Here is a 23,750-nt window from a genome sequence, read left to right as displayed (position 1 = left end):
TGATTTTCTTCACGCAATTGCCACTTTTGTGATCGGTCACACAGTCCCGCCGCCCCCGATCCATTAACGTTCATATGGCATTCAGTTTCCAGGATATGGTCGAAGAAGCGCGCTTGTCCGCGCAGGCGCTGATCGACTACGGCGAGCACTTCTTCAACCCGACGGTGCGGTTAGGCGTTACCGGCCTGTCGCGGGCTGGCAAGACCGTGTTCATCACCGCGCTGATCCACGGCCTCACCCGCGGCGGCCGGTTTCCGGTGTTCGACGCTTACGCCTCGGGCCGGATCGCGCGCGCGCATCTGGCGCCGCAGCCCGACGACGCCGTGCCGCGTTTTGCATATGAGAGCCATCTGCGCGCGCTGGTCGAGGAGCGACGCTGGCCGAACTCGACCGTCGACATCAGCGAGCTCAGGCTCGTCATCGACTATCAGCGCCCGAACGGCGCCGATCGCACGCTGACCCTCGACATCGTCGACTATCCCGGCGAGTGGTTGCTCGACCTGCCGCTGCTGCAGAAGAGCTTTGAGCAATGGTCGGCGGAGAGTCTTGCGCTGTCGCGCGAGGCGCCGCGCGCGCATCTCGCCAGCGAATGGCACGCGCATCTGGCAACGCTCAAGCCCGACGCATGCGAGGACGAGCAGGCGACGCTCACCGCTGCAAAGCTCTTCACCGATTATTTGCGCGCCTGCCGCGACGAGCGCTTTGCGATGAGCCTGTTGCCGCCCGGCCGCTTCCTGATGCCCGGCAATCTCGCAGGCTCCCCGGCACTGACCTTCGCGCCGCTCGACGTGCCGATCGGCGGGCAGGCGCCGGAGGGATCGCTGTGGGCGATGATGGTGCGCCGTTTCGAGGCCTACAAGGACGTCGTGGTGCGGCCGTTCTTCAGGGATCATTTTGCCCGGCTCGATCGCCAGATCGTTCTAGCCGACGCACTGTCCGCGTTCAACTCCGGACCCGAGGCGCTGCACGATCTCGAAGCCGCCCTCGCCGGCATTCTCGATTGCTTCAACATCGGCCGCAGCACGATCCTCTCCAGCCTGTTCCGCCCGCGCATCGATCGCATCCTGTTTGCGGCGACCAAGGCCGACCATCTGCACCATTCCAGCCACGACCGGCTCGAGGCCGTGCTGCGCCGCGCCGTCTCGGGCGCCGTTGCGCGCGCGGAAAATACCGGCGCGGCGATCGACGTGGTGGCGCTCGCCGCGGTGCGTGCCACACGAGAAGCCCAAGTCGCGCGCGGCCGCGACAAATTGCCGTCGATCCTGGGAACACCGGCCGCGGGCGAAAGCGCCGGCGGTGAATTCTTCGACGGCAACACGGAAGTAGCGACCTTTCCGGGCGATTTGCCACTGGATCCCGAGCCGCTGTTCAACGGCAATGCCGCGTTCCGCGGCCTCGCAACCGAGACCGCCGGGACAAGCGATTTCCGCTTCCTACGCTTCCGTCCGCCCACACTCGACCGCGAGGGCACCGAGCCGCCGACGCTGCCTCACATTCGCCTCGACCGTGCCTTGCAGTTCCTGATCGGAGACAAGCTCGCATGAACGACCGATCGAAGCCACGGCGGCCGGCAACGTTCCGGCTCGACGATCCCGGCGTCGTCGTCACCGAAGCCGACGAGACGGCACGGCTTGGCCGCGCCACGATCCAGATCACGCCGGAGCACGATCCGCAGGCACTGCCGGTGCCGATCGAGGCCGCGCGGCCGACGCGGCGCGGATTTCCCTGGGGTACGCTGTTCTGGTCAGGCCTCGCCGGGCTGACGCTGCTCGGCACCGGGCTCGGCGTGGTGCATCTGATCGAGGACCTGTTCACGCGCAGCGAAACGCTCGGCTACTTCGGTCTCGCCTTTGCGCTCGTCACCGCGCTGGCGCTTGCGGTGGTGATCGGCCGCGAGGCACTCGGCCTGGCGCGGCTGGCGACGATCGAGCAGTTGCATGCGCGCGCCGCCGCGGTGCTCGCCAGCGACGACCGCAAGGAAAGCCGCGTCATCGTCCAGGATCTGCTCAAGCTCGCGCACCAGAATCCGCAGCTCGCACGCGCCCGCGCGACGCTGGAGAGTCACACCGGCGAGATCATCGACGGCGCCGACATGATCCGCCTCGCCGAGCGCGAGCTGATGTCGCCGCTGGATGCGGAGGCACGGCGGCTGGTATCGTCGGCGGCGCAAAAGGTTTCGATCGTGACCGCGGTCTCGCCCCGTGCCGCGATCGATGTGCTGTTCGTGTTCGTCGCCGCACTGCGCCTGATCCGCCAGCTCGCTTATCTCTACGGCGGCCGCCCCGGCGCGCTCGGCATGATCCGCCTGCTCCGCCACGTCATCGCCCATCTCGCCATCACCGGCGGCATGGCCGCGAGCGACAGCCTGGTGCAGCAGATGCTCGGCCACGGTATCGCGGCAAAGCTGTCGCAGCGCTTGGGCGAAGGCGTGCTGAACGGATTGCTGACGGCACGGCTGGGACTGGCGGCAATCGCCGTCACAAGGCCGCTGCCGTTTGCGGCATTGCCGCCGCCGAAGCTGTCGGACCTCGCGACGGATCTGCTGCGGAAAAAGGACGAGGAGGAGTAGCGGCAAGACGGGTGAGGGCTCTCTCCGCAAGACCGGAATCGTAGGGTGGGCAAAGGCGCGCTTGCGCCGTGCCCACCATCTCTCTCGATCGCAAAGATGCGTGGGCACGCTTCGCTTTGCCCACCCTACGATACTGCCCGTGTGGAGAAATCACCCCACACCGCCGCGCTGCGCGCACTCGCTTTTCAAACTCCCCCGCCAGCACCTTCCACCAAAACAGCGGCGAATCCTTCGGCGGTGACAACTCCGGCGTCCAATCGGTGAGCTTTTCGATCACATAGGTATCCGCGAGAACACCGCGCCAGCGGCGCTCGACTTCGCCGAGATGCTCGCGCTTGGCCGGGATGTTCTCCCACAGCGAAGACCGATTGTCCGGCTCGCGGCCGACATAGATGCCGGCATGGCCCTTGATCCGGTCCATGCCGGGATCGCGGAAATCCTGGAAGCGGCCGCGTTCGTTGATCTCGATGACGGGCACGCGGCCCCGGAACAGCCAGCGCATCATGGCGTAGGTGCGGTAGTCCGTGGTCGCGATCCAGGTCGCGCCGGTTTCGTCGAGCGCGGCCTGCGCGCGCGCGGCGACCTGCTCGTAGCCGGCTTCCGCGCCGATCGGGTCGATCTTGCCGAGCAGATTCCAGGGCGCGGCGACGTAATAGAGGAACACGATCACGACGAAGGCGATGCCGGAGCCGACCGCTGTCCTCACCCAGAACAGCGACGAGTTGAGCATGCGCGCCGACCAGCCCTCCTTCGCCATCATCGCGAGGTTCACGGCCGCGGCGGCGAAACCGACCGGCCACATGAACATCGGCCAGGTGTCGCCGACCCGAAGCGTGGTCGACTTAAAGAGGAAATAGGCGAACGGCACCAGCACCGCCGTCGACAAGAGAATTCCAACGGGCTCGCGCGTGCGATAGCCGCGCCATGCCGTCAGCACCAGGCCGGTCAGCACCACCGGCAGCATGACGAAGCCGACCAGACCGAACTGCAGGCCGATGAAGTCACCGATGGTCCGCAGCGAGATGCCGTAATTGGCGGTGGCGCGTACCCCCTGGAAACGAAACGAGGCCCAGTCGTGCTGCGCGTTCCAGATCAGCACCGGCGAGAACACGGCGATTGCGACCAGCACCGCGAGATAAGGATAGGGGCTGCGCAGCCAGCGCCAGCGCCAATCCGGTACCAGCAGGAAGGCGGCAACCGCCGGAGCGAACATGATCGCGGTGAATTTCGACAGCATCGAGAGGCCGGCGAACAGACCGGACGCGAGCCACCAGCGTCCGTCGCCGCTTTGCGTCAGCCGCACCAGCGACCACATCATCGCCACCGCGAACGGGATCATGGCGACATCGGGCGCGACCTTGGCCATCAGCAGGCCGTAATAGAGCGCGGCTTCCGGCATCAGCACCGCGAACAATACGGCGCGCACATCATGGGTGAGGCGGCGGACAATGTCGGCGAGCAGGAGCTGCGTGACGAGCATCGCGACGATGCCGCCGAAGCGGACGCCGAGCGCGGTGTCGCCGAAGATCGTGGTTCCGAAACGGATCAGCCAGGCGATGCCCGGGGGGTGATCGAGGAAGCTCAGCGCCCCCTCCTTCGACCAGGTCCAATAATAGGCCTCGTCGGTGCGCAGCTCGATTGCGGAGGCGTAGACGATGCGCAGCAGCGTCATCGCGGCGATGATTGCTACGGCCATGACAAGGGTACGGCGCGAGGCGCCGCCGGCGGGCATGGTGATGTCAGGGGCTGTCGTCACGGCCGCGCTTTTCGCCAACCTGGGAGGGGGAGTCAATGCGGGGGGATGGGCAAGCGGCGATCCCAGCCTCAACGCGGACGCCGCAAAGCGAAGCGTGCCCACCAGCAGGATATGATAGAAAAACGGTGGGCACGGCGCGCAAGGGCGCGCCTTTGCCCACCCTACGATTTCGTAACCTTACCGCGCATGTGATCCCGCAACCTGTCCACATCGGGAATTAAACGCTACGCTGGCTGTTCTCCTTCATGAACTGATACAACCGAATCATGGCCACCGCTGCTGCATCCATCTCCGAACTCGTCCGCGGGACCAGCGTGCGGCAGGTGCGGCTCGTCTGCGGCGTGATCCTGTTCTGTTATGTGATCAGCCATTTCCTCAACCACGCGCTCGGCAATATCTCGGTCGAGGCCATGGAGGCTGGGGTCTACTACCACACCGCCTTCTGGCAGTTTCTCCCCGTCTCGATCGTGTTCTACACCGCCGCGCTCACCCATATGGGGCTCGGCATCTATGCGCTGTACCAGCGCCGGCAGTTCCGCTGGCGGACGATCGAGCCGCTTCAGCTCGTGCTGGGCCTCAGCATCCCCGCGCTGGTCATGGCGCACGTGGTCGGGGTGCGGCTCGGCTATACGCTGTACGATCACCAGAAGCTCTATCCGCAGGAGCTCTATCTGTTCTTCGTCGCAGCGCCCGGCCGGCTCTGGCAGATGACGATCCTGCTGCTCATTGCCTGGGTGCACGGCTGCATCGGAATTTATTTCTGGCTCCGCCTCAAGCCGTTCTTCACGCGCGCCGCGCCCTATCTGCTCGCCGCCGCGGTGCTGGTCCCGACGCTGTCGCTGCTCGGCATCTACCAGGGCGGCCGCAGCGTCGCGATCGAGGCCGATGACGGGGAATGGCGGACGCACAATCTCACCCGACGCCAGGTCGGCACGGTCGCGGAAGGCAACACGCTCGATCGCATCACCGGCGCCTTCACCATCACCTATTTTGGGCTGCTTGGCCTGGCGCTGGCGGCACGCGGCGTGCGGGCCTGGCGCGAGCGGCGCGGCGGCATGATCGCGCTGTCCTACGGCAATGGCAGGACGGTGCGGGTTCCCAAGGGCCTCTCCGTGCTGGAAGCGAGCCTGCGCCATAATCTGCCGCATGCCAGCGTCTGCGGCGGCCGCGCCCGCTGCTCGACCTGCCGCATCCGTGTCATCGGCGATCATGGCGTCCTGCCCGAGCCGTCGCAGCGCGAGGCCTTCGTGCTGACCCGCGTCGGCACCAACGACCCCTCGATCAGGCTGGCCTGCCAGCTGCGGCCGACGTCGGATCTCTCCTTCTTCCAGCTTTTCACCCCGCAAACGTCGTCGGCCAACGCGCAGGCCTCGGCGCCGGCGCGGATCGGCCAGGAGCGCTATCTCGTCAGCCTGTTCGTGGACATGCGCGGCTCGACCCAGCTCGCCGAGAAGCGGCTGCCGTTCGACACCGTCTTCATCGTCAACCGCTTCCTCGGCGCGGTCTCGCAGGCCGTGATCGAGAATGGCGGCCAGCCGAACCAGTTCGTCGGCGACGGCATGCTGGCGCTGTTCGGGCTCACGGCCGATCCGCAAACCGCCTGCCGGCAGGCGCTGAAGGCTGCCAGCGGCATCGCCACGCATATCGACGAGCTGAACCAGCTATTGAGCCATGATCTGCGCCAGCCGATCCGCTTCGGCATCGGCATTCACGGCGGCGAGGTCATCATCGGCGACATCGGCTATCGCGATCACATCGTCTTCACGGCGCTGGGCGATGCCGTCAACGTCGCCGCCCGGCTGCAGGACATGACCAAGACGCTGGCCTGCGAGGCGATCGTCTCGGACGAAATCCGCAGCACGGCGGGCCTCGCCGACGATACGCTGCCGCAACAGGAGGTCGCGATCCGCGGCCGCGACGAGCCGATGGCGGTGCGCGTCGTCGCGGATGCGCGGGAGCTGACGGCGCTGGTCGATCGAACCGAGCGCGTCGCAGCGTGATTTGTGAGCTACGGAGGCGGTGAGCTCCCTCCCCCGCTTGCGGGGGAGGGTTGGGGAGAGGGTGTCTCCGCAATGGGACAATCCCCTAGAGGAGAAAGCCCTCACCCGCGCGCGGGACGATGCTTCGCATCGCCCCGGGGGCGCGACCTCTCCGGCAAGCGGGAGAGGTGCAGCGAGCGCGCGGCGACACTGAGTTAAACGACCAGCCTCGTCCCCACGTAACACCGGCCTGCTGCAGCGCAGCGGCATGGGCCTGCTGCGAAAGCACGAATTGACTTCGTTCAAATCGTTGCGACAGATGAACGCGGTTCGCGGTGATGACCGCGAGCCAACGAAAAGCTCCGGGAGGGGACCAGATGTTCGATCGACGCGACCTGCTCAAAGGAGCGGGGCTTGCCACACTTGCGGCCACACTCAATTCCACCAGGGCACTGGCACTCGATACCGTGACCCTGCCCTTCGCCAATGGCGAACGGCCGCTGGTGAAATATCCGCAGAAGCGAGCGATGATTGGGCTAACCAGCCGGCCGCCGCAGCTCGAGACGCCGTTCGCGATCTTCAACGACGGTCCGATCACGCCAAACAATGCGTTCTTCGTGCGCTATCACCTCTCGGACCTGCCCTACAATCTCGACCCCGACAAGTTCACGCTCGAGGTCAAGGGCAAGGTCGACAAGCCGCAGAAACTTTCGCTGAAAGACATCAGGAAGATGAAGGCGACCGAGATCGTCGCCGTCAACCAGTGCTCCGGCAACAGCCGCGGCTTCTTCGAGCCGCGCGTTGCCGGCGGCCAGCTCGCCAACGGAGCGATGGGCAATGCGCGCTGGCGCGGCGTGCCGCTGAAAGCGGTGCTGGAGATGGCGGGTGTGCAGAGCGGCGCCAGGCAGGTCACCTTCAACGGCATGGACGGGCCGGTCAGCGACAAGACACCTGACTTCGTCAAGGCACTCGACATCGATCACGCCAGAGACGGCGAGGTGATGCTGGCCTATGGCATGAACGGCGAAGATTTGCCGTTCCTCAACGGCTTCCCGCTACGCCTGATCGTGCCGGGCTATTATGGCACCTACTGGGTCAAGCACCTCAACGAGATCACCGTCATCGACAACGTCTATGAAGGCTTCTGGATGAAGTCGGCCTATCGCATTCCGGATACGCCTGATAACGCGATCGAGCCCGGCACTACGCCAAAGGCGACGATCCCTATCAACCGCTTCACCATCCGCTCCTTCATCACCAGCGTGCCTGATGGCGCCAAGCTGAAGGCGGGCGCGACGACGCTACGCGGCATCGCCTTCGACGGCGGCAAGGGCATCAAGGAGGTCCAGGTCTCCATCGACGGCGGCAAGACCTGGACGAGCGCCAAGCTCGGCAAGGATCTCGGCAAATATTCGTTCCGCGAATGGAAGCTGCCGGTGAAGCTCGCGGCAGGCAGCGTTGAGCTCAAGGTGCGTGCCACCGGCAATGGCGGCGAGACGCAGCCGGATACGCCGCGCTGGAACCCGGCGGGTTATCTACGCAACGTCGTCGAAACCGTCCGCGTCACCGTGGCCTGAAGGAGAATGACCATGCAGCGTACCGTTCTCCTCGCTATCACGCTCGCCCTCGCCACCGGTCTCGGCGCTGTGACCGCGGCCCCCGTCAACTACCAGCTTCCGGACGAGGTCGCCGCATTCAAGCCCGGGCCCAATCTCGAAGTGGTCCAGGGCAATTGCAGCGCCTGCCACTCGGCCGACTACATCAAGACGCAGCCGCCGATGAAGGACAAGAAAAGCTTCTGGCAGGCCGAGGTGACCAAGATGATCAAGGTCTATGGCGCGCCGATCGACGATGCCGATGTCGGCAAGATCGTCGATTACCTGGCCGCGACGTATTGAAGGACCGGAGCGCTTTCTCTTTACCCTCCCCTGGAGGGGGAGGGTAAGGAAGAGTGGCTGCTCGCTCCTTCTGTCTACAGTACATCCGCCGCGCTCCGGCCATTTGACCGCGAAACGGGCAAAACCGGCAAAAACGCCGCGAAGTTGAGCGGAATTCGGCAAAAGGCCGATGTGGTTTGAGCTACCAAGCCGGCCACATTCCGCGTATCCTGTTAGGACCGAACCGGCCGGTTGGCGGGGACTGGCGGTTCGAGATCTCGGAGGAAGACCCGCGGAGAAGTCGTGATGGCTAAAGGTACGGTCAAGTGGTTCAACCCGACGAAGGGTTATGGATTTATCCAGCCTGCGTCGGGCGGCAAGGATGTGTTCGTGCATATCTCGGCAGTGCAGAAAGCCGGTCTGTCGTCCCTGAACGAAGGACAGACGGTGGAATACGAAGAGATCGCAAACCGGGGCAAGACCTCCGCAGAGAACCTCAAAGTATAAGCCCGCCAGCTTTTGCTGCCTCCCGGACCCTTCCGGGAGCCGGGCCAAGAAAATTTTAGAAGACGGCCAGTGCATTCGACGACAGGCGTTGCGACTGCACACGGAGAGCTATTTCCCGCGAGGACCGCTCGCTCAACGCCTCAGCAATGACAATCGCGACGGCACTTCATCAGCCCACCGGTAACGGTGCGTCGCGCTTGATCTCCTCCATCACCGCATAGGTCCGCGTCTCGCGCACGCCCGGCATCGACAGCAGGGTCTCGCCGAGGAAGCGTCGATACGCCGCCATGTCGGCTAGCCGCGCCTTCACAAGATAGTCGAAGCCCCCGGCAACCATGTGACACTCCAGCACCTCGGGCGCGAGTTTCACCGCGCGCGCAAAACGTTCGAAATTGTCCGGCGTGGTCTTGTCGAGCAGCACCTCGACGAACACCAACAAACCGAGGCCGAGCCGATGCGGGTTGAGCCGCGCGCCATAGCCTTCGACAAAGCCCTCGCGCTGCAAGCGCTTCAGCCGCTCGCCGATCGAGGTCGGCGACAGCCCGATGCGCTCGGCAAGCTCGACATTGGCGATGCGCCCATCCTCCTGCAAAATCGAGAGGATCTTCCGGTCGATTCGATCGAGTTCCATAGTTTATCAGGTCAGATCGCTTCCGATCTTCATTTTCTAAGGCAAATGGGCTAGATTGTCTATCGAACAACGGTCATGCGAGCCTTATCCTGGATTGAGCCACAGGACATGCCATGCCGAACATCCCACCGCCCTTCACCGCCGCCTACGCGCCCGATGATGCCGAGATCGCCGCGCGGCTGTTGCCGGCGTCGCATCTGTCCCCGCCACAGGAAGCCCGGATCGACCGCACTGCGACGCGGCTGATCGAGGCGATCCGCAAGCGCGACGACCGGCTCGGTGGGGTCGAGGACATGCTGCGGGAGTTTGCGCTCTCGACCAAGGAAGGGCTCGCACTGATGGTGCTGGCGGAGGCACTGCTGCGCGTGCCGGATGCGCGCACTGCCGACCAGTTCATCGAGGACAAGCTCGGCGAGGGCGACTTCATCCACCACGAGACCAAGTCCACCGCGTTCCTGGTCAACGCCTCGGCCTGGGCGCTCGGCCTGTCGGCGCGGGTGATCCAGCCCGGCGAGACGCCCGACGGCACCATCGGCCGCCTCGTCAAGCGGCTGGGGGCGCCTGCGGTGCGCACCGCCACGCGCCAGGCGATGCGGCTGATGGGCAATCATTTCGTGCTGGGCGAGACCATCGAGCAGGCGCTGGAGCGGGGCAAGCCGCGCTCCGGCCAGAAGCCGCGCTATTCCTTCGACATGCTCGGCGAAGGCGCGCGCACGGCGGCGGATGCCAAGCGTTACTTCGATGCCTATGCGAGTGCGATCGAGACGATCGGCAAGGCTGCGGGTCCCCATCCCCTGCCCGACCGGCCCGGCATCTCGGTCAAGCTCTCGGCACTGCATCCGCGCTTCGAGGCGATCAGCCACGAGCGCGTGATGGCCGAACTGGTGCCGCTGCTGCTCGATCTCGCGCAGCGCGCCAAGGCATATGACCTCAACTTCACCGTCGATGCCGAGGAGGCCGACCGGCTGGAGCTGTCGCTCGACGTGATCGCGGCAACGCTCGCCGATCCCTCGCTGGCCGGCTGGGACGGATTTGGCCTCGCGATCCAGGCCTATCAGAAGCGCGCCAGCGCGGTGATCGACTATGTCGATGCGCTCGCCCGCGCGCATGACCGCAGACTGATGGTCCGCCTCGTCAAGGGCGCCTATTGGGACACCGAGATCAAGCGCGCGCAGGAGCGCGGGCTCGACGGCTATCCCGTGTTCACGCGCAAGGCGATGACCGATCTGAACTACGTCGCCTGCGCGACAAAGCTTTTGAGCTTGCGGCCGCGCATCTTCCCGCAATTCGCCACCCACAATGCGCTGACGGTCGCGACCGTGCTGGAGCTTGCCGGGAAGAGCGGCGGGTTCGAATTCCAGCGCCTGCACGGCATGGGCGAAGCGCTGTACGAGCAACTCGCCAAGGATCATCCCGAGACCGCCTACCGCACCTATGCCCCGGTCGGCAGCCATCGCGACCTGCTCGCCTATCTGGTGCGGCGCCTGCTGGAGAACGGCGCCAACTCGTCGTTCGTGGCGCAGGCCGCGGATTATCGCGTGCCTGTTACGGCGCTATTGCAGCGTCCGGCCGATGCCATCGTCCGACCGCAAGCGGCAGCGCATCCGAAAATCCCATTACCGGGCGATCTGTTCGCGCCGGAGCGGCGCAATTCGCGCGGCGTCGAATTCGGCGCGCGCGTCGCGCTCGATCATTTGCTCGCTGACGTCAAAGCCGAGGCGACCGATCTCCAGCCGATTGCGGACGCCACTCCGGATCAAGCCAATGCGGCGGTGGCCGCGGTACGCGCTGGCTTCGCCGCCTGGAGCCGGACGCCGGCGGCCACGCGCGCGGCGGCGCTGGAGCAAGCCGCGCATCTCCTGGAGAGCCGCAGCGCCCGTTTCATCGCGCTGCTGCAAAGCGAGGGCGGCAAGACGCTCGACGATTCGCTGTCGGAGCTGCGCGAGGCGGCCGATTTCTGCCGCTATTATGCTGCGCAAGGCCGCAAGCTGTTTGGCGGTGATGCCGCGATGCCGGGCCCGACCGGTGAGAGCAACGCGCTCGCGATGCGCGGCCGCGGCGTCTTCGTCGCGATCTCGCCGTGGAATTTTCCGCTGGCGATCTTCCTCGGCCAGGTCACGGCGGCGCTGATGGCTGGCAACAGCGTGGTGGCAAAGCCCGCCGAGCAGACCCCGCGCATCGCACGCGAAGCCGTCGCCCTGCTGCACGAAGCCGGCATCCCGAAAGATGCGCTGCATCTCGTTGTCGGCGACGGCAGCATCGGTGGCGCCCTGACCGCGCACGCCGATATCGCCGGCGTCGTCTTCACCGGCTCGACCGAGGTCGCCCGCCGCATCAACCGGACGCTCGCCGCCAAGGATGGGCCGATCGTGCCGCTGATCGCGGAGACCGGCGGCATCAATGCCATGATCGCAGATGCGACCGCGCTGCCCGAACAGGTCGCCGACGACGTCGTGACCTCGGCGTTCCGCTCCGCCGGCCAGCGTTGCTCGGCGCTACGACTCTTGTTCGTGCAGGAGGACGTCGCCGACCGCATGATCGAGATGATCGCGGGCGCCGCGCGCGAGTTGAAAATCGGCGATCCCTGTGACGCCGCGACCCATGTCGGCCCTGTGATCGACGCGGAGGCCAAGCAGCGCCTCGTTGCCCATATTGCGCGGATGAAGAGTGAGGCGCGGCTGCACTTTGCCGGCCATGCGCCGCGAGGCTGCTTCGTGGCACCGCACATCTTCGAGCTCAGGGACGCCGGCCAGCTCACCGAGGAGGTGTTCGGCCCGATCCTCCACGTCGTGCGCTACCGCGCCGAAAACCTCGAACGCGTGCTGCAGGCGATCGAGCGCTCCGGTTACGGGCTCACCCTCGGCGTCCATTCCCGCATCGACGACACCATCGAAGCCATCATCGACCGCGTGCAGGTCGGCAACATCTACGTCAACCGCAACATGATCGGCGCCGTCGTCGGCGTGCAGCCGTTCGGCGGCAGCGGCCTGTCCGGAACCGGCGCCAAGGCCGGCGGCCCGCACTACCTCGCCCGCTTCGCGACCGAGCAGACCGTGACGATCAACACGGCCGCGGCGGGCGGCAACGCGGCGTTGCTTGCGGGGGAGGAGTGAGCGGCAAGTCCGGATTCGGATCTCACAGTATCGCAATAGCAGTTCCGTCATCCTGAGGCGCGAGTAGCGCGATGCCAGGCATCGCGCCGGGAGCCTCGAAGGATGAACGGCCCCGATACAGCCGGGCCGTTCGAGGGCCGCTGAAGAAGCGGCCACCTCAGGGTGACGGGGATGGAATTAGCGCCCACCGGACGCACGCCGACCGCCGCAATGGGCCCTGCGCCGGGCGCCGTTGCATCCCGGCAAAACATCAGTCTAATTGCTCCATCACCTGCCCGCGCCAATTCCAGCGCGCGGGAAACGACAAGAGCGAGGGAGCAACGCCGCGATGGAAAAAGGCATTTTTGCGGGCCTGAAGGTTTTGGACTGCGCAAGCTTTATCGCAGCGCCCGCGGCCGCGACCGTGCTGTCGGATTTCGGCGCCGATGTCATCAAGATCGAGCCGCCCGGCGCCGGCGATCCCTACCGCAATCTGCCGAACCTGCCTGGCTATCCCACCGGCGAGCACAATTTCGCCTGGCTGCTGGAGGCCCGCAACAAGAAGAGCATCGCACTCGACCTCGCCAAGCCGGAAGCGCAGGCCGTGCTCTACAAGCTGGTCGCAGAGGCCGACGTCTTCATCACCAACATGCCGCCGCCGGTGCGCGCCAAGCTCGCCATCACCCACGATCACCTCGCCCATCTCAACGACCGGCTGATCTACGCCTCCTTCACCGGCTATGGCGAGAAGGGCGAGGAGGCCAACAAGCCCGGCTTCGACAGCAATGCCTATTGGGCGCGCTCCGGCCTGATGGACCTGGTCCGCGCCGACACCGACACCACGCCGGCCCGCTCGGTCGCCGGCATGGGCGACCATCCCTGCGCGATGGCGTTCTACGGCGCCATCGTCACCGCGCTCTATCAGCGCGAGAAGACCGGCAAGGGCTCGCACGTCGCCTCCAATCTGATGGCGAACGGGGTGTGGGCCGCGAGCGTGCTGGCGCAGGCAAAGCTCTGCGGCGCCAAGTTCGGCGAGCGGCGTCCGCGCGAGCGCGCGCTGAACGCTGTCGCCAACCACTATCAATGCAGGGACGGCCGCTGGCTGATCCTGTCGCTGCTGAGCGAAGAGAAGCAGTTTCCGACACTGGCGAAGTGCCTGGGGCGCGAAGACCTCATCACCGATCCGCGCTTCGCCACCAAACCCGACCGTCACGCCCGCTCGGTGGAGCTGATCAAGATCCTCGACGAGACCTTCGCGACCAGGGATCTTGCCGAATGGCGCAAGATTCTCGACGGCAACGGCCTCGTGTTCGGCGTCGTCGCCATTCTCGACGACATCCCCAACGACAAGCAGATGCTCGACAACGAGGTGCTGGTGCCGTTCGAGAACGACACCATGCTGACCATCTCCAGCCCGATCTGGATCGACGGCACCAAGAAGGTCCAGCCGCGCAAGCCGCCCGCTGTAGGCGAGCACAGTGACGAGATTTTGCGCGAGGCGGGATACGACGAGACCGCGATCAAGCAACTGCGGTCGTCGGGGGCTGTGGGATAGGAGCGCGCTAGATACTCGCAATGACGATGCCGGGCGATCTCGCTATAAGCTACCGGCAAAACAACGCCGCGAGGTCCCATGCCCAGCTACCGCCTGCACTACTTCCCCGAATCCGGCAACAGCTACAAGCTTGCGCTGATGCTGACGCTTTGCGGCGAGAGGTTCGAGCCGGTCTGGACCGATTTCGGCGGCGGCGTCACGCGCACGGCGGAATGGCGCAAGGCCGTCAACGAGATGGGCGAGATTCCGGTGCTCGAAGTCGACGGCGTGAAGATGACGCAGACCGCGCCGCTGCTCTTGAAGCTCGGCGAGCAATATGGGCGTTTCGGTGCCGACACGGAGGACGAGAAGTTCGAGCTGCTGCGCTGGCTGTTCTGGGACAACCACAAGCTCACCGGCTACATGGCGACCTATCGCTTCATGCGCGCCTTCACCGAGAAGAACGATCCGCAGGTGCTGAAGCACTTTCGCCGCCGGCTCGAGGACTTCCTTGGCATCCTCGACGGACATCTCCAGCACAACGAATTCGCGATCGGCGCAAAGCCGACGGTCGCTGATATCTCGATGATGGCCTATCTGCATTATCCGAGCGACGAGCACGGCTTCGATTTCGCGGCGAGCCATCCATCCATCCACGCCTGGCTCGGCCGCATGGCCGCGCTACCTGGCTGGAAGCCGGCGTATGAGCTGCTGCCGGGCAAGCGGATGACGAACTACGCGAAGTGAAGACTCCTTCTTTCCCCTCTCCCCGCTTGCGGGGAGAGGCGAAGGGAAACTACCTCAACGACAGCCAGCCGAGCGTGAACAGGATGCCGCCGACGATCACGGCCATCGCGATCGCCCAGATGCTGACGCGGGCGCTGCCGGTGACCTGCTTGACTTCCTCATTGCGCGCAATCTCGCGATTGCGCTCCTTGTTGGCGTCGCCAGTATTCGTCATGAATCATCCAAATCGCTTTGCGGGCTCAACGCGTCTTGATGAAGCACATGCCGATGCGGCGCGAGGCCGCGGCAGCCTGACAGGTGAGACCGTTAGCACAGCTCCATGACGTAAAACTCTCATCCCGCGTTCCCGATCCCGCCTCCTGCAGGGAACAATGCGCGCCCCAGCCGTCCTGATACTCGCTCCCGGCGAGCTCCCGGCTGCCGCGGGTCTGCGGCCGGCCGGCAATTCCGCGGGAGAAATCAGGGCGTTTGCCTGCGGCGAACGCAGTCAGGATGTCGCGGCGGCGGGGCTGGTCGCCGAGAAAGTGCGGCGAGGCCGGCACGATGGCGGAATTCGACGGCCTGTCCGCCAGCCAATCGACGCCCGGAAAGTGAAAGCCGCCGATGCCGCGGGTCTGGTGGCAGCCCGAGCAGGTGACGTCGTTGAGACGGCGCTGGAAGCCCGCGACCGAGCGGATGTTCTGCATGTCGCCGCGCGTTGCCGCCTGCTTCAGCGCACCGACCACGTCGTTGTCGGTGAAGACCGCTTTGCCCTCCCCTTCAGCCTGCATCATGCCGAACTCCGGCTGCAGCACTGATGCATCGAGGCCGGCCGGCGTCGGCACCACCGCACTCCTGGCCAGGAATTTCTCGGGGATCAGCACGGTGCCGCGATCGAACTCGCGAAGATGCTCGGGTGCGAGCAGCCAATCCTTGAAGTCGCGCCGAAGCGCGTCGTCCGCCATGATCCGGTCGCGGTCGATCTGGTTCTCCAGCGTCGATTCCTCGAAGGCCTTCGTGGCGGAATTGTACTTGAACACCTTGAGCAGATAGTCGGAGCGGAAATCATGCAGCGCCGACTTCGCCGCGACCGAGAGCTGGATATTGGTCTCGATGCGATCGAGCATGGCGTCGTCCCGGCTGCCGATCAGCTCCTGCCAATTGCCGTTGTCGAGCCAGCGCCGCGCGAGTTCAGCGCAGCTGATCGGCTTGCCGTTCGCGTCCGTCTGGCGCGCATCCCGTGCCTTCATCACCAGATTGAGCGTCATCGGCAGCCGCGTCGCGGTTGTGCCGTCGAAGCGCGCCAGCCGATAGATCAGCCGGATCTCGCCGCAGGACTCCTCCGAGGCGTAGGCGCGGTCCATGCGGTTGACGATGCCGGCCAGCACGAAGCGCGTGTCGCGAGAATTCAGCACGGCCCGATCGAACAGCTGCACGTCAAAGCCCTCGCCGACGCCGATGGTCTCGCTCGGATAGGCCGCCTTTTGCCCTTTGACGTAGCGGTCGACCTCCGCATCGATCGCCGGCGGAATGTCCTTGAGCTGCGGCAGCTCTGAAAACAGCCGGTCGGTCGTCAGCGAAGCATCCGCCTTGCGCTCCGGCGCCAACAGGCGCTGGAGCGTGAGAGCGTCACCCTCATCGAGCCTGCGCAGGAGATCGGGATCGGTGATGGCGGTGCCGCGCGTCAGCGGCGCGGTCTCCGCGGCCGATAGCGCGGCGGTACCGCCAAACAAGACGGCGGCAGCAAGGAGAATTCGCAACGCGCGGCTCATGCCTGAGGTAACACCGCGGCGGTCCGCCTATTCAAGCAAAAAGGCGCTTCACATGGTGGTGAAGCGCCTTTCGAAAGTCGTATCTGGGCCGCTCAGCGCGCGACGATCAGGCCCTTGCTGGTGACGACCACCCAGCGGCCGTCCTGGCGACGGATCGCATCGACGCGGCCGAGGCCGGGAATGGGATCGCCGGGATAGACCTCGTAAAGCCCGTCGCGGCCCTCGATCAGCGCACCGCCATTGGCGGCGTTGCGCAGCCGCCAGCCTTCGACCGTCGGCAGGCGGCCGACCTCGGTCTTGGGCGCGGCAGCCACTGGGGCCGGTGCGGCCGCGGCGGTCGCAACCTGGGTCGGCGCGATCGAGCCGGTGGTCTCCTTGGGCACCGCTGCTGCGGCCTGCGCGGGGGCGGCGGGCGGCGTGGCGCGGAGCTTGTCGACGGTCTCGGACAGCTTTGCGATTTTGGCCATCGGCTCGGCCTGCGCCTTCTCGAGCTTGTCGAGGCGGTCATTGGCGCGGTTGAACTGGGTGACGCCGGTTTTCGAGCTGTGCTCGACATTGGCCTTGAGCGCGACGAGGTCGGCATCGATCCGGGCGACCGACGCATCGAGCGCGCTGGTGTCGGCGACCTGCACCGGCGCCTGAGCCGGGGCGGCGAAATGCATCATGCCCGCGGTCGCGAGCGCGCCGCTGATGGCGCCGACGCTCGCCGCGATCGCCACCACCGCGGCCATCGCCGACAGGCGGCGCTTGCTGCCGGTCTCACGCGGCTCTTCCGCCTTCACATGCGGGGCAAAATCCTCACGGTCCCAGGAGCGTTCCGACGGCGCCATGACGATGAGCTTGCCGGGCTTCGGCTCAGGCTTGGCTTCGGCTTTGGCTTCGAGCTTCGGCACCTCGATCCGGGATGCCTCGATCTTTGGCGGCTCGACCTTGATCGGATCGGGCTTGACCGGATCAGGTTTGGGCGGCGCCTCATGGTCCGGGGCAATCGAGGGAGCCTCGATCCCAGCGGCCTCGACGGCCTGCGGCGCGGTCGCAGCAGCCTCGACGACGCCGGTGTCCTGGGCAGCCTGCTCGGGCATTGGTTCGCTCACGGCTCAAATACTCCAGTCTGGGTTGACCTTTTGGTAACTTTCATTGCTTGCGAAATCCTTACCTGCGGACCCGCTTACCGAAATTTTAGGAAGTTATCCGGGGCCGAATTTGGCCGGGAAAGTGGAACAGGTGTGGCGGGCGTCAAACAATTCGTAATCGGGTGAAGATGAACGGCCGCGGAATGAGCGCCTTAGTCGCTACCGTCTGAGGTGCGAGGCTTGCGATGCGATGCATCGCAAGTGGAGCCTCGAAGGATGAACGGCCGAGCTGCAGCAGCCGGGCCGTCGCCCTTCGAGGCTCGCCGAAGAGGCGAGCACCTCAGGGTGACGGTGCGAGAGTTGGCCTAGCTCCTCGTCACATCACGACCGGCGCATCCGGCAGCTCGTTCGCATGCGATGCGCCGGGCGGAAAATGCCGCGCCAGTTCGCGCGACACCGCCGTGATGCCGGCGATGACGCCGCGCTCGAACTGGCCGGAGCCGAACTCGGCCTCCATCGCGCGGCAGATGCTTTCCCATCCTTCGGCACCAACCTTGGCGTGGATGCCGCGGTCGGCCACGATCTCGACGTCACGGTCGGCGAGCAGGAGATAGATCAGGACACCGTTGTTATGCGCGGTGTCCCAGATGCGCTGATGCGCGAACACGTCGAGCGCGCGCTCGCGGGCCGGCTGGTTGCGGAACAGCGGCGCGCCGTCGAGTGCGCCTTCGACCACGAAGCGGACCTGACCGGAATGGGTGGTCTCGCCCTGCTTGATCGCCTGCTCGATGCGGGCGAGCACGGCCGGCGGAAAGATCTGCTTTGCGCGCCAATGATGCTGCACGAGATGTCTGGCAATGCGCTTGATGCTCATGACCGCTACCAGCTCCCCGAGGCGCCGCCGCCGCCGAAACTGCCGCCACCGCCGCTGAAGCTGCCGCTGTCACTGGAAGACGACCCGCTGCTCCAGCCACCCGACGAAGAGCCGCTCGACCACGAGCCGCCGCGCGAACGGCCAGTGGCCGGCATGATCGCCGAAAACAGATCGGCCACGAACCCGATGATGAAGCCGAGGACTCCGACAGCGATGGCGAGCGCGAAGGAGCCGAGAATGAGCCAGGTCAGCCCTGCGATGATGCCGCCGGTCACCAGGGATCCGAGCAGCCGCCCCAGCATGGCCCGGAAGAACCCGCCGACCCCGATCGAGGCGAACAGCGTCACGATGAATACCGGCGCGAGGTCGTCCAGATGACCGAAGCTCACCGTGGGTGACGGAACCGGCAGCGGCTCGCCGTCGATGACCCGGATCATGCGATCGACGCCATCCGAGATGCCGCCGCCGAAATCGCCTGCCCGGAATTTCGGTGTAATGATCTCATCGATGATCCGCCGCGAGGTGACGTCGGTGAGCGCGCCTTCGAGGCCATAGCCGACCTCGATGCGCAAATGCCGGTCATTCTTGGCGACGACGAGGATCGCGCCGTCGTCGACCTTCTTGCGACCGATCTTCCAGGCCTCCGCAACGCGGATCGAGAATTGCTCGATCGTCTCCGGCTGCGTGGTCGGCACGATCAGGACGGCGATCTGGCTGCCCTTGCGCGTCTCGAAGTCGCGCAACCTTTGCGACAACGCGGCGACGTTGCTGCTGGACAGCGTCCCGGTCTGGTCGACCACGCGGCCGGTGAGCTCGGGGATGGCGACGTCGGCTGAGGCGGGGAGCGCGAAGGCGAGGACGAGCGTCGCAACGAAAACCGCGCGCCGCACACTCAGTGTCATCGCCCGGCTTGCCGTCTTCGCTGACGCTTCGCCGGCCCAATACCGCTGTGCCCGGCGAAGCCCTTGGCGTAGCCGGGACCGGGCGATCCAGTATTCCAGAGACGCCAGAGGCCTACGGAGAGGCCGCGGCGTACTGGATTCCCCGCCTTCGCGGGGAATGACGGCAGAGGGCGTGGCGCGCATCGGGATCTGGGGCGCTTACTTCGACGGTGCCGGCGCCGGGTTGAAATCGACCTTCGGCGCGGTCGAGATCTCCTTCTCGTTTGCGACCGAGAAGTTCGGCTTCTCCTTGTAGCCGAACATCATCGCGGTGAGGTTGCTCGGGAACGAGCGGATGGTAACGTTATAATCCTGCACCGCCTTGATGTAACGGTTGCGCGCCACCGTGATGCGGTTCTCGGTGCCCTCGAGCTGCGACATCAAATCCTTGAATAGCGCGTCCGACTTGAGCTGCGGGTAGTTCTCGGTGACGACCAGCAGCCGCGACAGCGCGCTGGAGAGCTCGCCCTGCGCGGCCTGGAACTTCTGGAAGGCGGCTGGATCGTTCAGCACCTCGGGCGTCGCCTGGATGCTGCCGACCTTGGCGCGCGCATTGGTGACGCCCAGCAGCACATCCTTCTCCTGCTGGGCGAAGCCCTTCACCGAGTTGACGAGATTGGGCACGAGATCGGCGCGGCGCTGATACTGGTTCACGACCTCGGACCAGTTGGACTTGATCTGCTCGTCCTCGCTCTGGATCGCGTTGTAGCCGCAATTGGTGAGACTCAGCGAGGCCAGCGCCGCCAGCACGGTCAGGATCTTGCGCATTAAATTTCTCCCGGTGGAATCCTGTAACTCAATATCAGATAGCGATAACGCGGTACCAGCTTTTCGGGTTCATTCCGGGGCGCGAAGCGAGCTATGGTGCGCCCTTGCGCACCTAAAAATCTCGAGATTCCAGGTCTGGTCCTTCGGACCATCCCGGAATGACTGCGCCGGATGAGCGCACCTCAGCCGACTGACGCAAGCCTCTTGCCTATCCCTGACCGACATAGTCAACTCGACGAAACAATAAGACAGAACACCGGGGGACGCGATGACCTCGTTCGAGACCATCCTCGTGGAGAGGCCGGATCCGGCGATCACCCGGATCGTGATGAACCGGCCAGAAGCGCGTAACGCGCAGAACCTGCAAATGACCTACGACCTCAATGCCGCCTTCGACGCGGCGGTGCAGGACGATTCGGTCAAGGTGATCATCCTCGCCGGCAACGGTCCGCACTTCTCCTCCGGCCATGATCTGCGTCCCGGCGGCAAGAATGCCGCCGGCGTCGATTTTCCACCGATCGGAAATTGGGGCGGCTTTGCCGAGCCGAATGCCCATGGCCGCTTCGCGCGCGAGCAGGAAATCTATCTCCAGATCACCCGGCGCTGGCGCAATCTCGCAAAACCGACCATTGCCGAGGTGCACGGCAAGTGTATCGCCGGCGGGCTGATGCTGGCCTGGGCCTGCGACCTCATCATGGCCAGCGACGATGCGCAGTTCTGCGATCCCGTGGTGACCATGGGCGTCTGCGGCGTCGAATGGTTCGTGCATCCCTGGGAGCTCGGCGCGCGCAAGGCCAAGGAATTCCTGTTCACCGCCGACAACTGGAGCGCCGAGGTGGCGCAGCAGCTTGGCATGGTCAACCAAGTGGTGCCGCGCGCGGAGCTTTCTGCGCGCACGCTGGAGCTGGCGCGCAGGATTGCGGCAAAGCCGGCCTTCGCGCTGAAGATGACCAAGGAAGCGGTGAACCGCTCGGTCGACGTGATGGGCCAGCCCGCCGCAATCGACCAGGCCTTTGCGCTGCATCAGCTCTGCCACGCGCACAATCTTCAGGAGTTCGGCATGATCGTCGATCCCTCCGGCTTGCATCCCTCCGTGCGCAAGCCGCCGGCGGCCGCGGAGTAATTGCGATGGACCTCAATCTCAGTGACGAGCAAAGGCTGCTGCGCGAGAGCGCGGAGCGCTTCGTGTCCGGAAGCTACGATGCCGATCACCGTCGCAAGATGGCGAACGATCCGCTCGGCTTTAGCCCGGAGGTGTGGAAGCAGTTCGCCGAGCTCGGCTGGCTGGCGCTGCCGATTGCGGAAGAGTTCGGCGGCCTTGGCGGCGGCGCGGTCGAGATCGGCATCCTGATGGAGGCGTTCGGCCGTGGGCTGGTATCGGAGCCCTATGTCGCGACCGTGGTGCTGGGAGCCGCACTGATCGCCAGATGCGGCACCAATGAGCAGAAGCAGGAGAGCCTGCCGAAGATCGCGGATGGATCCTTGAAGCTTGCGTTTGCGCATTCCGAGCGCACGGCGAGGTTCGATCTCGCCAAGGTCGCAACCGCCGCCGACCGGACCGCACAGGGCTGGCGCCTTGCCGGCAGCAAGCTCGCCGTGCTCGACGGCCATGCAGCCGATGAGATCATCGTCTCCGCGCACATTCATGATCATCAGAGGCCTTCGGGACGGACCGGCCTGTTCCTCGTCCCCGCGACGACGCCTGGCCTCGTCGTCAGCGACTTTCCGCGCCTCGGCGGCGGGCGCGCCTGCAACCTCGAGCTATGCGACGTGCATCTGCCCGAGGACGCCCTGCTCGGCGACGGCAGCGACGCACTGCCGGCGATCGAATGGGCGGTCGATCGCGCCATGGCCGCGCTCGGCGCAGAAGCCGTCGGCATCATGCAGACGCTGCTGGACACCACGCTCGAATACACCAAGATCCGAAAGCAGTTCGGACGGCCGCTGTCGGCCAACCAGGTGATCCGCCATCGCCTCGCCGACATGGCGATGCAGGTCGACGAGGCGCGCTCGATGGCACTGCGCGCTGCGCTCAAGGCAGATGCCGCGCCAGTCGAGCGGGCACGGGCCGCGTCCGGCGCCAAAGCCAAGATCGGCAAATGTGCGCGCTTCGTCGGCGAGCAGTCGATCCAGCTCCACGGCGGCATGGGCGTCACCGAGGAGCTCGAGGTCGGCGCCTATTTCAAGCGCCTCGTCGCCTTCGACACGCTGTTCGGCGGCAGCGCGCACCACTATGCCCGTCACGCCGAACTTGGCCGCAAGGCTTGATACCGGGAGAGCCTCATGGACCTGTCGTTCAATGCCGAAGAGCGCGCCTTCCAGGACGAGGTACGCAGCTTCATTGCCAAGAATCTCACCGAGGAGATGAAGCGCGCGACCGCGCTGACGCCCTCGGTGTTCTCCGACCCTGATATCGGCATGGCCTGGCAGCGCGCGCTACACAGGCAGGGCTGGGGCGCGCCGGGCTGGCCGGTCGAGCATGGCGGGCCGGCCTGGACGCCGGCGCAGCGCTGGATCTTCGAGACAGAGTCCGCGCGGGCCGGCGTGCCCAATGTGAATGTCATGGGCGTGAAGATGGTCGGGCCGGTCATCATCGGCTTCGGCTCGCCCGAGCAGAAGAACTTCTACCTGCCGCGGATTCTCTCCGGCGAGGATTACTGGTGCCAGGGCTATTCCGAGCCGGGCTCCGGCTCCGACCTCTCCTCGCTGAAGACGCGCGCGGTGCGCGACGGCGACGATTACATCATCAACGGTACAAAAATCTGGACCACGCATGCGCATCACGCCAACCGCATGTTCGCGCTGGTGCGCACCAGCGACGGGCCGCGGCAGCAGGACGGCATCAGCTTCATCCTGATCGACATGAAGACGCCTGGAATCACCACGCGTCCTATCCTCACCATCGGCGGCGACCACGAGGTCAACCAGGTGTTCTTCGACGACGTGCGGGTGCCCGTGGCCAACCGGGTCGGCGAGGAAGGCAAGGGCTGGACCTACGGCAAATATCTGCTCGAGTTCGAGCGCGGCTCGGGCATCGCCTCGGCCAAGCTGCGCGAGGGCTTGAAGGCGATCGCCGACCTCGCCGAGTCCGACCTGACCGGCCGCGCCATCGACAGTCCCGATATCGCCGCGCGCATCTCGGAGGTGGAAGTCGATATCGACGCGCTTGAAATGACCGAGCTGCGCGTGCTCTCCGCGCTGCAGACCGGACAAAACCCCGGCGCGGTGTCGTCGATCCTGAAGCTGCGCAACAGCGAAATCCGCCAGGCCGTGACGCGGCTCGGCGTCGACGTCATCGGCCACGACGCCCTCGCCGTCGAGCCGATGCGCCCGCTCTACAAGCTCAACCACGAGCCGCCGACGCCGGAGGAGATGCTGACAATGGTGCCGGAATATCTCAACGGCCGCGCCTACACCATCTTCGGCGGCACCTCGGAGATCCAGCGCGACATTATTGCGAAGATGATGCTGGGGATTTGAGGTCTAGGACTTCAGCTCGAGTTGGCGCGGCATCCTCCGCTGTCGTCCCCGCGAAGGCGGGGACCCATAACCACAGGGAGATGTGGTTGCGGGGACTCGGAATTACCAGTTTTGCGCCAAACTCCTCCCTGTGGTGATGGGGCCCGGATCGGCGCGCGCTTGGGCGCGCTT

Annotated in this window: 19 protein-coding genes and 1 pseudogene; 12 read left to right on the top strand and 8 right to left on the bottom strand. The window is 65.5% G+C overall.

The genetic code is table 11. The features are described from left to right. Positions 1–74 precede the first annotated feature (74 nt). Positions 75–1,544, top strand: a complete 1,470-nt coding sequence (locus GGD65_RS24980) for a YcjX family protein (protein WP_183236912.1) — start codon at positions 75–77, stop codon at positions 1,542–1,544. Beyond that, complete coding sequence (locus GGD65_RS24975) at positions 1,541–2,569, top strand: YcjF family protein (protein ID WP_183236911.1); 1,029 nt, start codon at positions 1,541–1,543, stop codon at positions 2,567–2,569. The genes GGD65_RS24980 and GGD65_RS24975 overlap by 4 nt, the downstream gene beginning before the upstream one ends. 169 nt (positions 2,570–2,738) lie before the next feature. Here GGD65_RS24975 and GGD65_RS24970 read toward each other — a convergent pair. Next, a pseudogene (locus tag GGD65_RS24970) lies at positions 2,739–4,301 on the bottom strand (glycosyltransferase family 39 protein); the annotation flags it as partial. Positions 4,302–4,591: 290 nt separating this feature from the next. Here GGD65_RS24970 and GGD65_RS24965 point away from each other — a divergent pair. From GGD65_RS24965 to GGD65_RS24950, 4 genes are all read left to right on the top strand, one after another. Further along, positions 4,592–6,325 (top strand): adenylate/guanylate cyclase domain-containing protein, encoded by a 1,734-nt coding sequence (locus GGD65_RS24965; RefSeq protein WP_183236910.1) that lies wholly within the window; start codon positions 4,592–4,594, stop codon positions 6,323–6,325. A gap of 356 nt (positions 6,326–6,681) precedes the next feature. Continuing rightward, positions 6,682–7,881, top strand: coding sequence for a molybdopterin-dependent oxidoreductase (locus tag GGD65_RS24960; RefSeq protein WP_183236909.1), 1,200 nt, complete (start codon positions 6,682–6,684; stop codon positions 7,879–7,881). Positions 7,882–7,893: 12 nt separating this feature from the next. Beyond that, positions 7,894–8,202, top strand: coding sequence for a cytochrome c (locus tag GGD65_RS24955; RefSeq protein WP_183236908.1), 309 nt, complete (start codon positions 7,894–7,896; stop codon positions 8,200–8,202). A 285-nt stretch (positions 8,203–8,487) separates the two neighbouring features. After that, complete coding sequence (locus GGD65_RS24950; RefSeq protein ID WP_008134691.1) at positions 8,488–8,688, top strand: cold-shock protein; 201 nt, start codon at positions 8,488–8,490, stop codon at positions 8,686–8,688. 169 nt (positions 8,689–8,857) lie between these two features. Here GGD65_RS24950 and GGD65_RS24945 read toward each other — a convergent pair whose 3' ends face one another. Beyond that, a complete protein-coding gene (locus tag GGD65_RS24945; RefSeq protein WP_018317238.1) occupies positions 8,858–9,319 on the bottom strand; it encodes an Lrp/AsnC ligand binding domain-containing protein in 462 nt (153 codons plus the stop codon). Positions 9,320–9,432: 113 nt separating this feature from the next. Here GGD65_RS24945 and putA point away from each other — a divergent pair, with 113 nt between their 5' ends. From putA to GGD65_RS24930, 3 genes are all read left to right on the top strand, one after another. Further along, positions 9,433–12,432, top strand: coding sequence for a bifunctional proline dehydrogenase/L-glutamate gamma-semialdehyde dehydrogenase PutA (gene putA / locus GGD65_RS24940; protein WP_183236907.1), 3,000 nt, complete (start codon positions 9,433–9,435; stop codon positions 12,430–12,432). A gap of 328 nt (positions 12,433–12,760) precedes the next feature. Further along, entirely contained in the window at positions 12,761–13,966 is a 1,206-nt protein-coding gene (locus GGD65_RS24935) for a CaiB/BaiF CoA-transferase family protein (protein ID WP_183236906.1), read from the top strand. Between the two features lie 78 nt (positions 13,967–14,044). Continuing rightward, on the top strand, positions 14,045–14,692 hold the full coding sequence (locus tag GGD65_RS24930; RefSeq protein WP_183236905.1) for a glutathione S-transferase family protein: 648 nt from the start codon (positions 14,045–14,047) through the stop codon (positions 14,690–14,692). 49 nt (positions 14,693–14,741) lie between these two features. Here the strand turns inward: GGD65_RS24930 and GGD65_RS24925 are convergent, their stop codons facing one another. The 6 genes from GGD65_RS24925 to GGD65_RS24900 all read right to left on the bottom strand — a co-directional run bounded on the left by GGD65_RS24925 (position 14,742) and on the right by GGD65_RS24900 (position 20,099). Further along, positions 14,742–14,906, bottom strand: coding sequence for a hypothetical protein (locus tag GGD65_RS24925; RefSeq protein ID WP_018317242.1), 165 nt, complete (start codon positions 14,904–14,906; stop codon positions 14,742–14,744). Between the two features lie 25 nt (positions 14,907–14,931). Further along, on the bottom strand, positions 14,932–16,443 hold the full coding sequence (locus GGD65_RS24920) for a hypothetical protein (RefSeq protein ID WP_183236904.1): 1,512 nt from the start codon (positions 16,441–16,443) through the stop codon (positions 14,932–14,934). Between the two features lie 92 nt (positions 16,444–16,535). Next, positions 16,536–17,525 (bottom strand): hypothetical protein, encoded by a 990-nt coding sequence (locus GGD65_RS24915; RefSeq protein ID WP_183236940.1) that lies wholly within the window; start codon positions 17,523–17,525, stop codon positions 16,536–16,538. Positions 17,526–17,892: 367 nt separating this feature from the next. Next, positions 17,893–18,390, bottom strand: coding sequence for a TPM domain-containing protein (locus tag GGD65_RS24910; RefSeq protein WP_183230389.1), 498 nt, complete (start codon positions 18,388–18,390; stop codon positions 17,893–17,895). Positions 18,391–18,395: 5 nt separating this feature from the next. Continuing rightward, positions 18,396–19,292, bottom strand: a complete 897-nt coding sequence (locus GGD65_RS24905; RefSeq protein ID WP_183230390.1) for a YgcG family protein — start codon at positions 19,290–19,292, stop codon at positions 18,396–18,398. Between the two features lie 198 nt (positions 19,293–19,490). Next, positions 19,491–20,099, bottom strand: coding sequence for a LemA family protein (locus tag GGD65_RS24900; RefSeq protein WP_018317247.1), 609 nt, complete (start codon positions 20,097–20,099; stop codon positions 19,491–19,493). A gap of 268 nt (positions 20,100–20,367) precedes the next feature. On the opposite strand from GGD65_RS24900, the gene GGD65_RS24895 reads away from it, so the two are divergent. From GGD65_RS24895 to GGD65_RS24885, 3 genes are read left to right on the top strand one after another with little or no spacing between them, the layout of a single operon-like run. Beyond that, positions 20,368–21,222, top strand: a complete 855-nt coding sequence (locus GGD65_RS24895) for an enoyl-CoA hydratase (RefSeq protein WP_183236903.1) — start codon at positions 20,368–20,370, stop codon at positions 21,220–21,222. A 5-nt stretch (positions 21,223–21,227) separates the two neighbouring features. After that, a complete protein-coding gene (locus GGD65_RS24890; protein ID WP_183236902.1) occupies positions 21,228–22,367 on the top strand; it encodes an acyl-CoA dehydrogenase family protein in 1,140 nt (379 codons plus the stop codon). Positions 22,368–22,382: 15 nt separating this feature from the next. Beyond that, on the top strand, positions 22,383–23,579 hold the full coding sequence (locus tag GGD65_RS24885) for an acyl-CoA dehydrogenase family protein (RefSeq protein ID WP_018317250.1): 1,197 nt from the start codon (positions 22,383–22,385) through the stop codon (positions 23,577–23,579). The last annotated feature ends 171 nt before the right edge of the window (positions 23,580–23,750 follow it).

Origin of the sequence: Bradyrhizobium sp. CIR18, from assembly GCF_014198295.1 — a bacterium.
Classification (GTDB): domain Bacteria; phylum Pseudomonadota; class Alphaproteobacteria; order Rhizobiales; family Xanthobacteraceae; genus Bradyrhizobium.
Note: the sequence above shows the minus strand (reverse complement) of the source record. Positions and strands in the feature narration are given on the sequence as shown.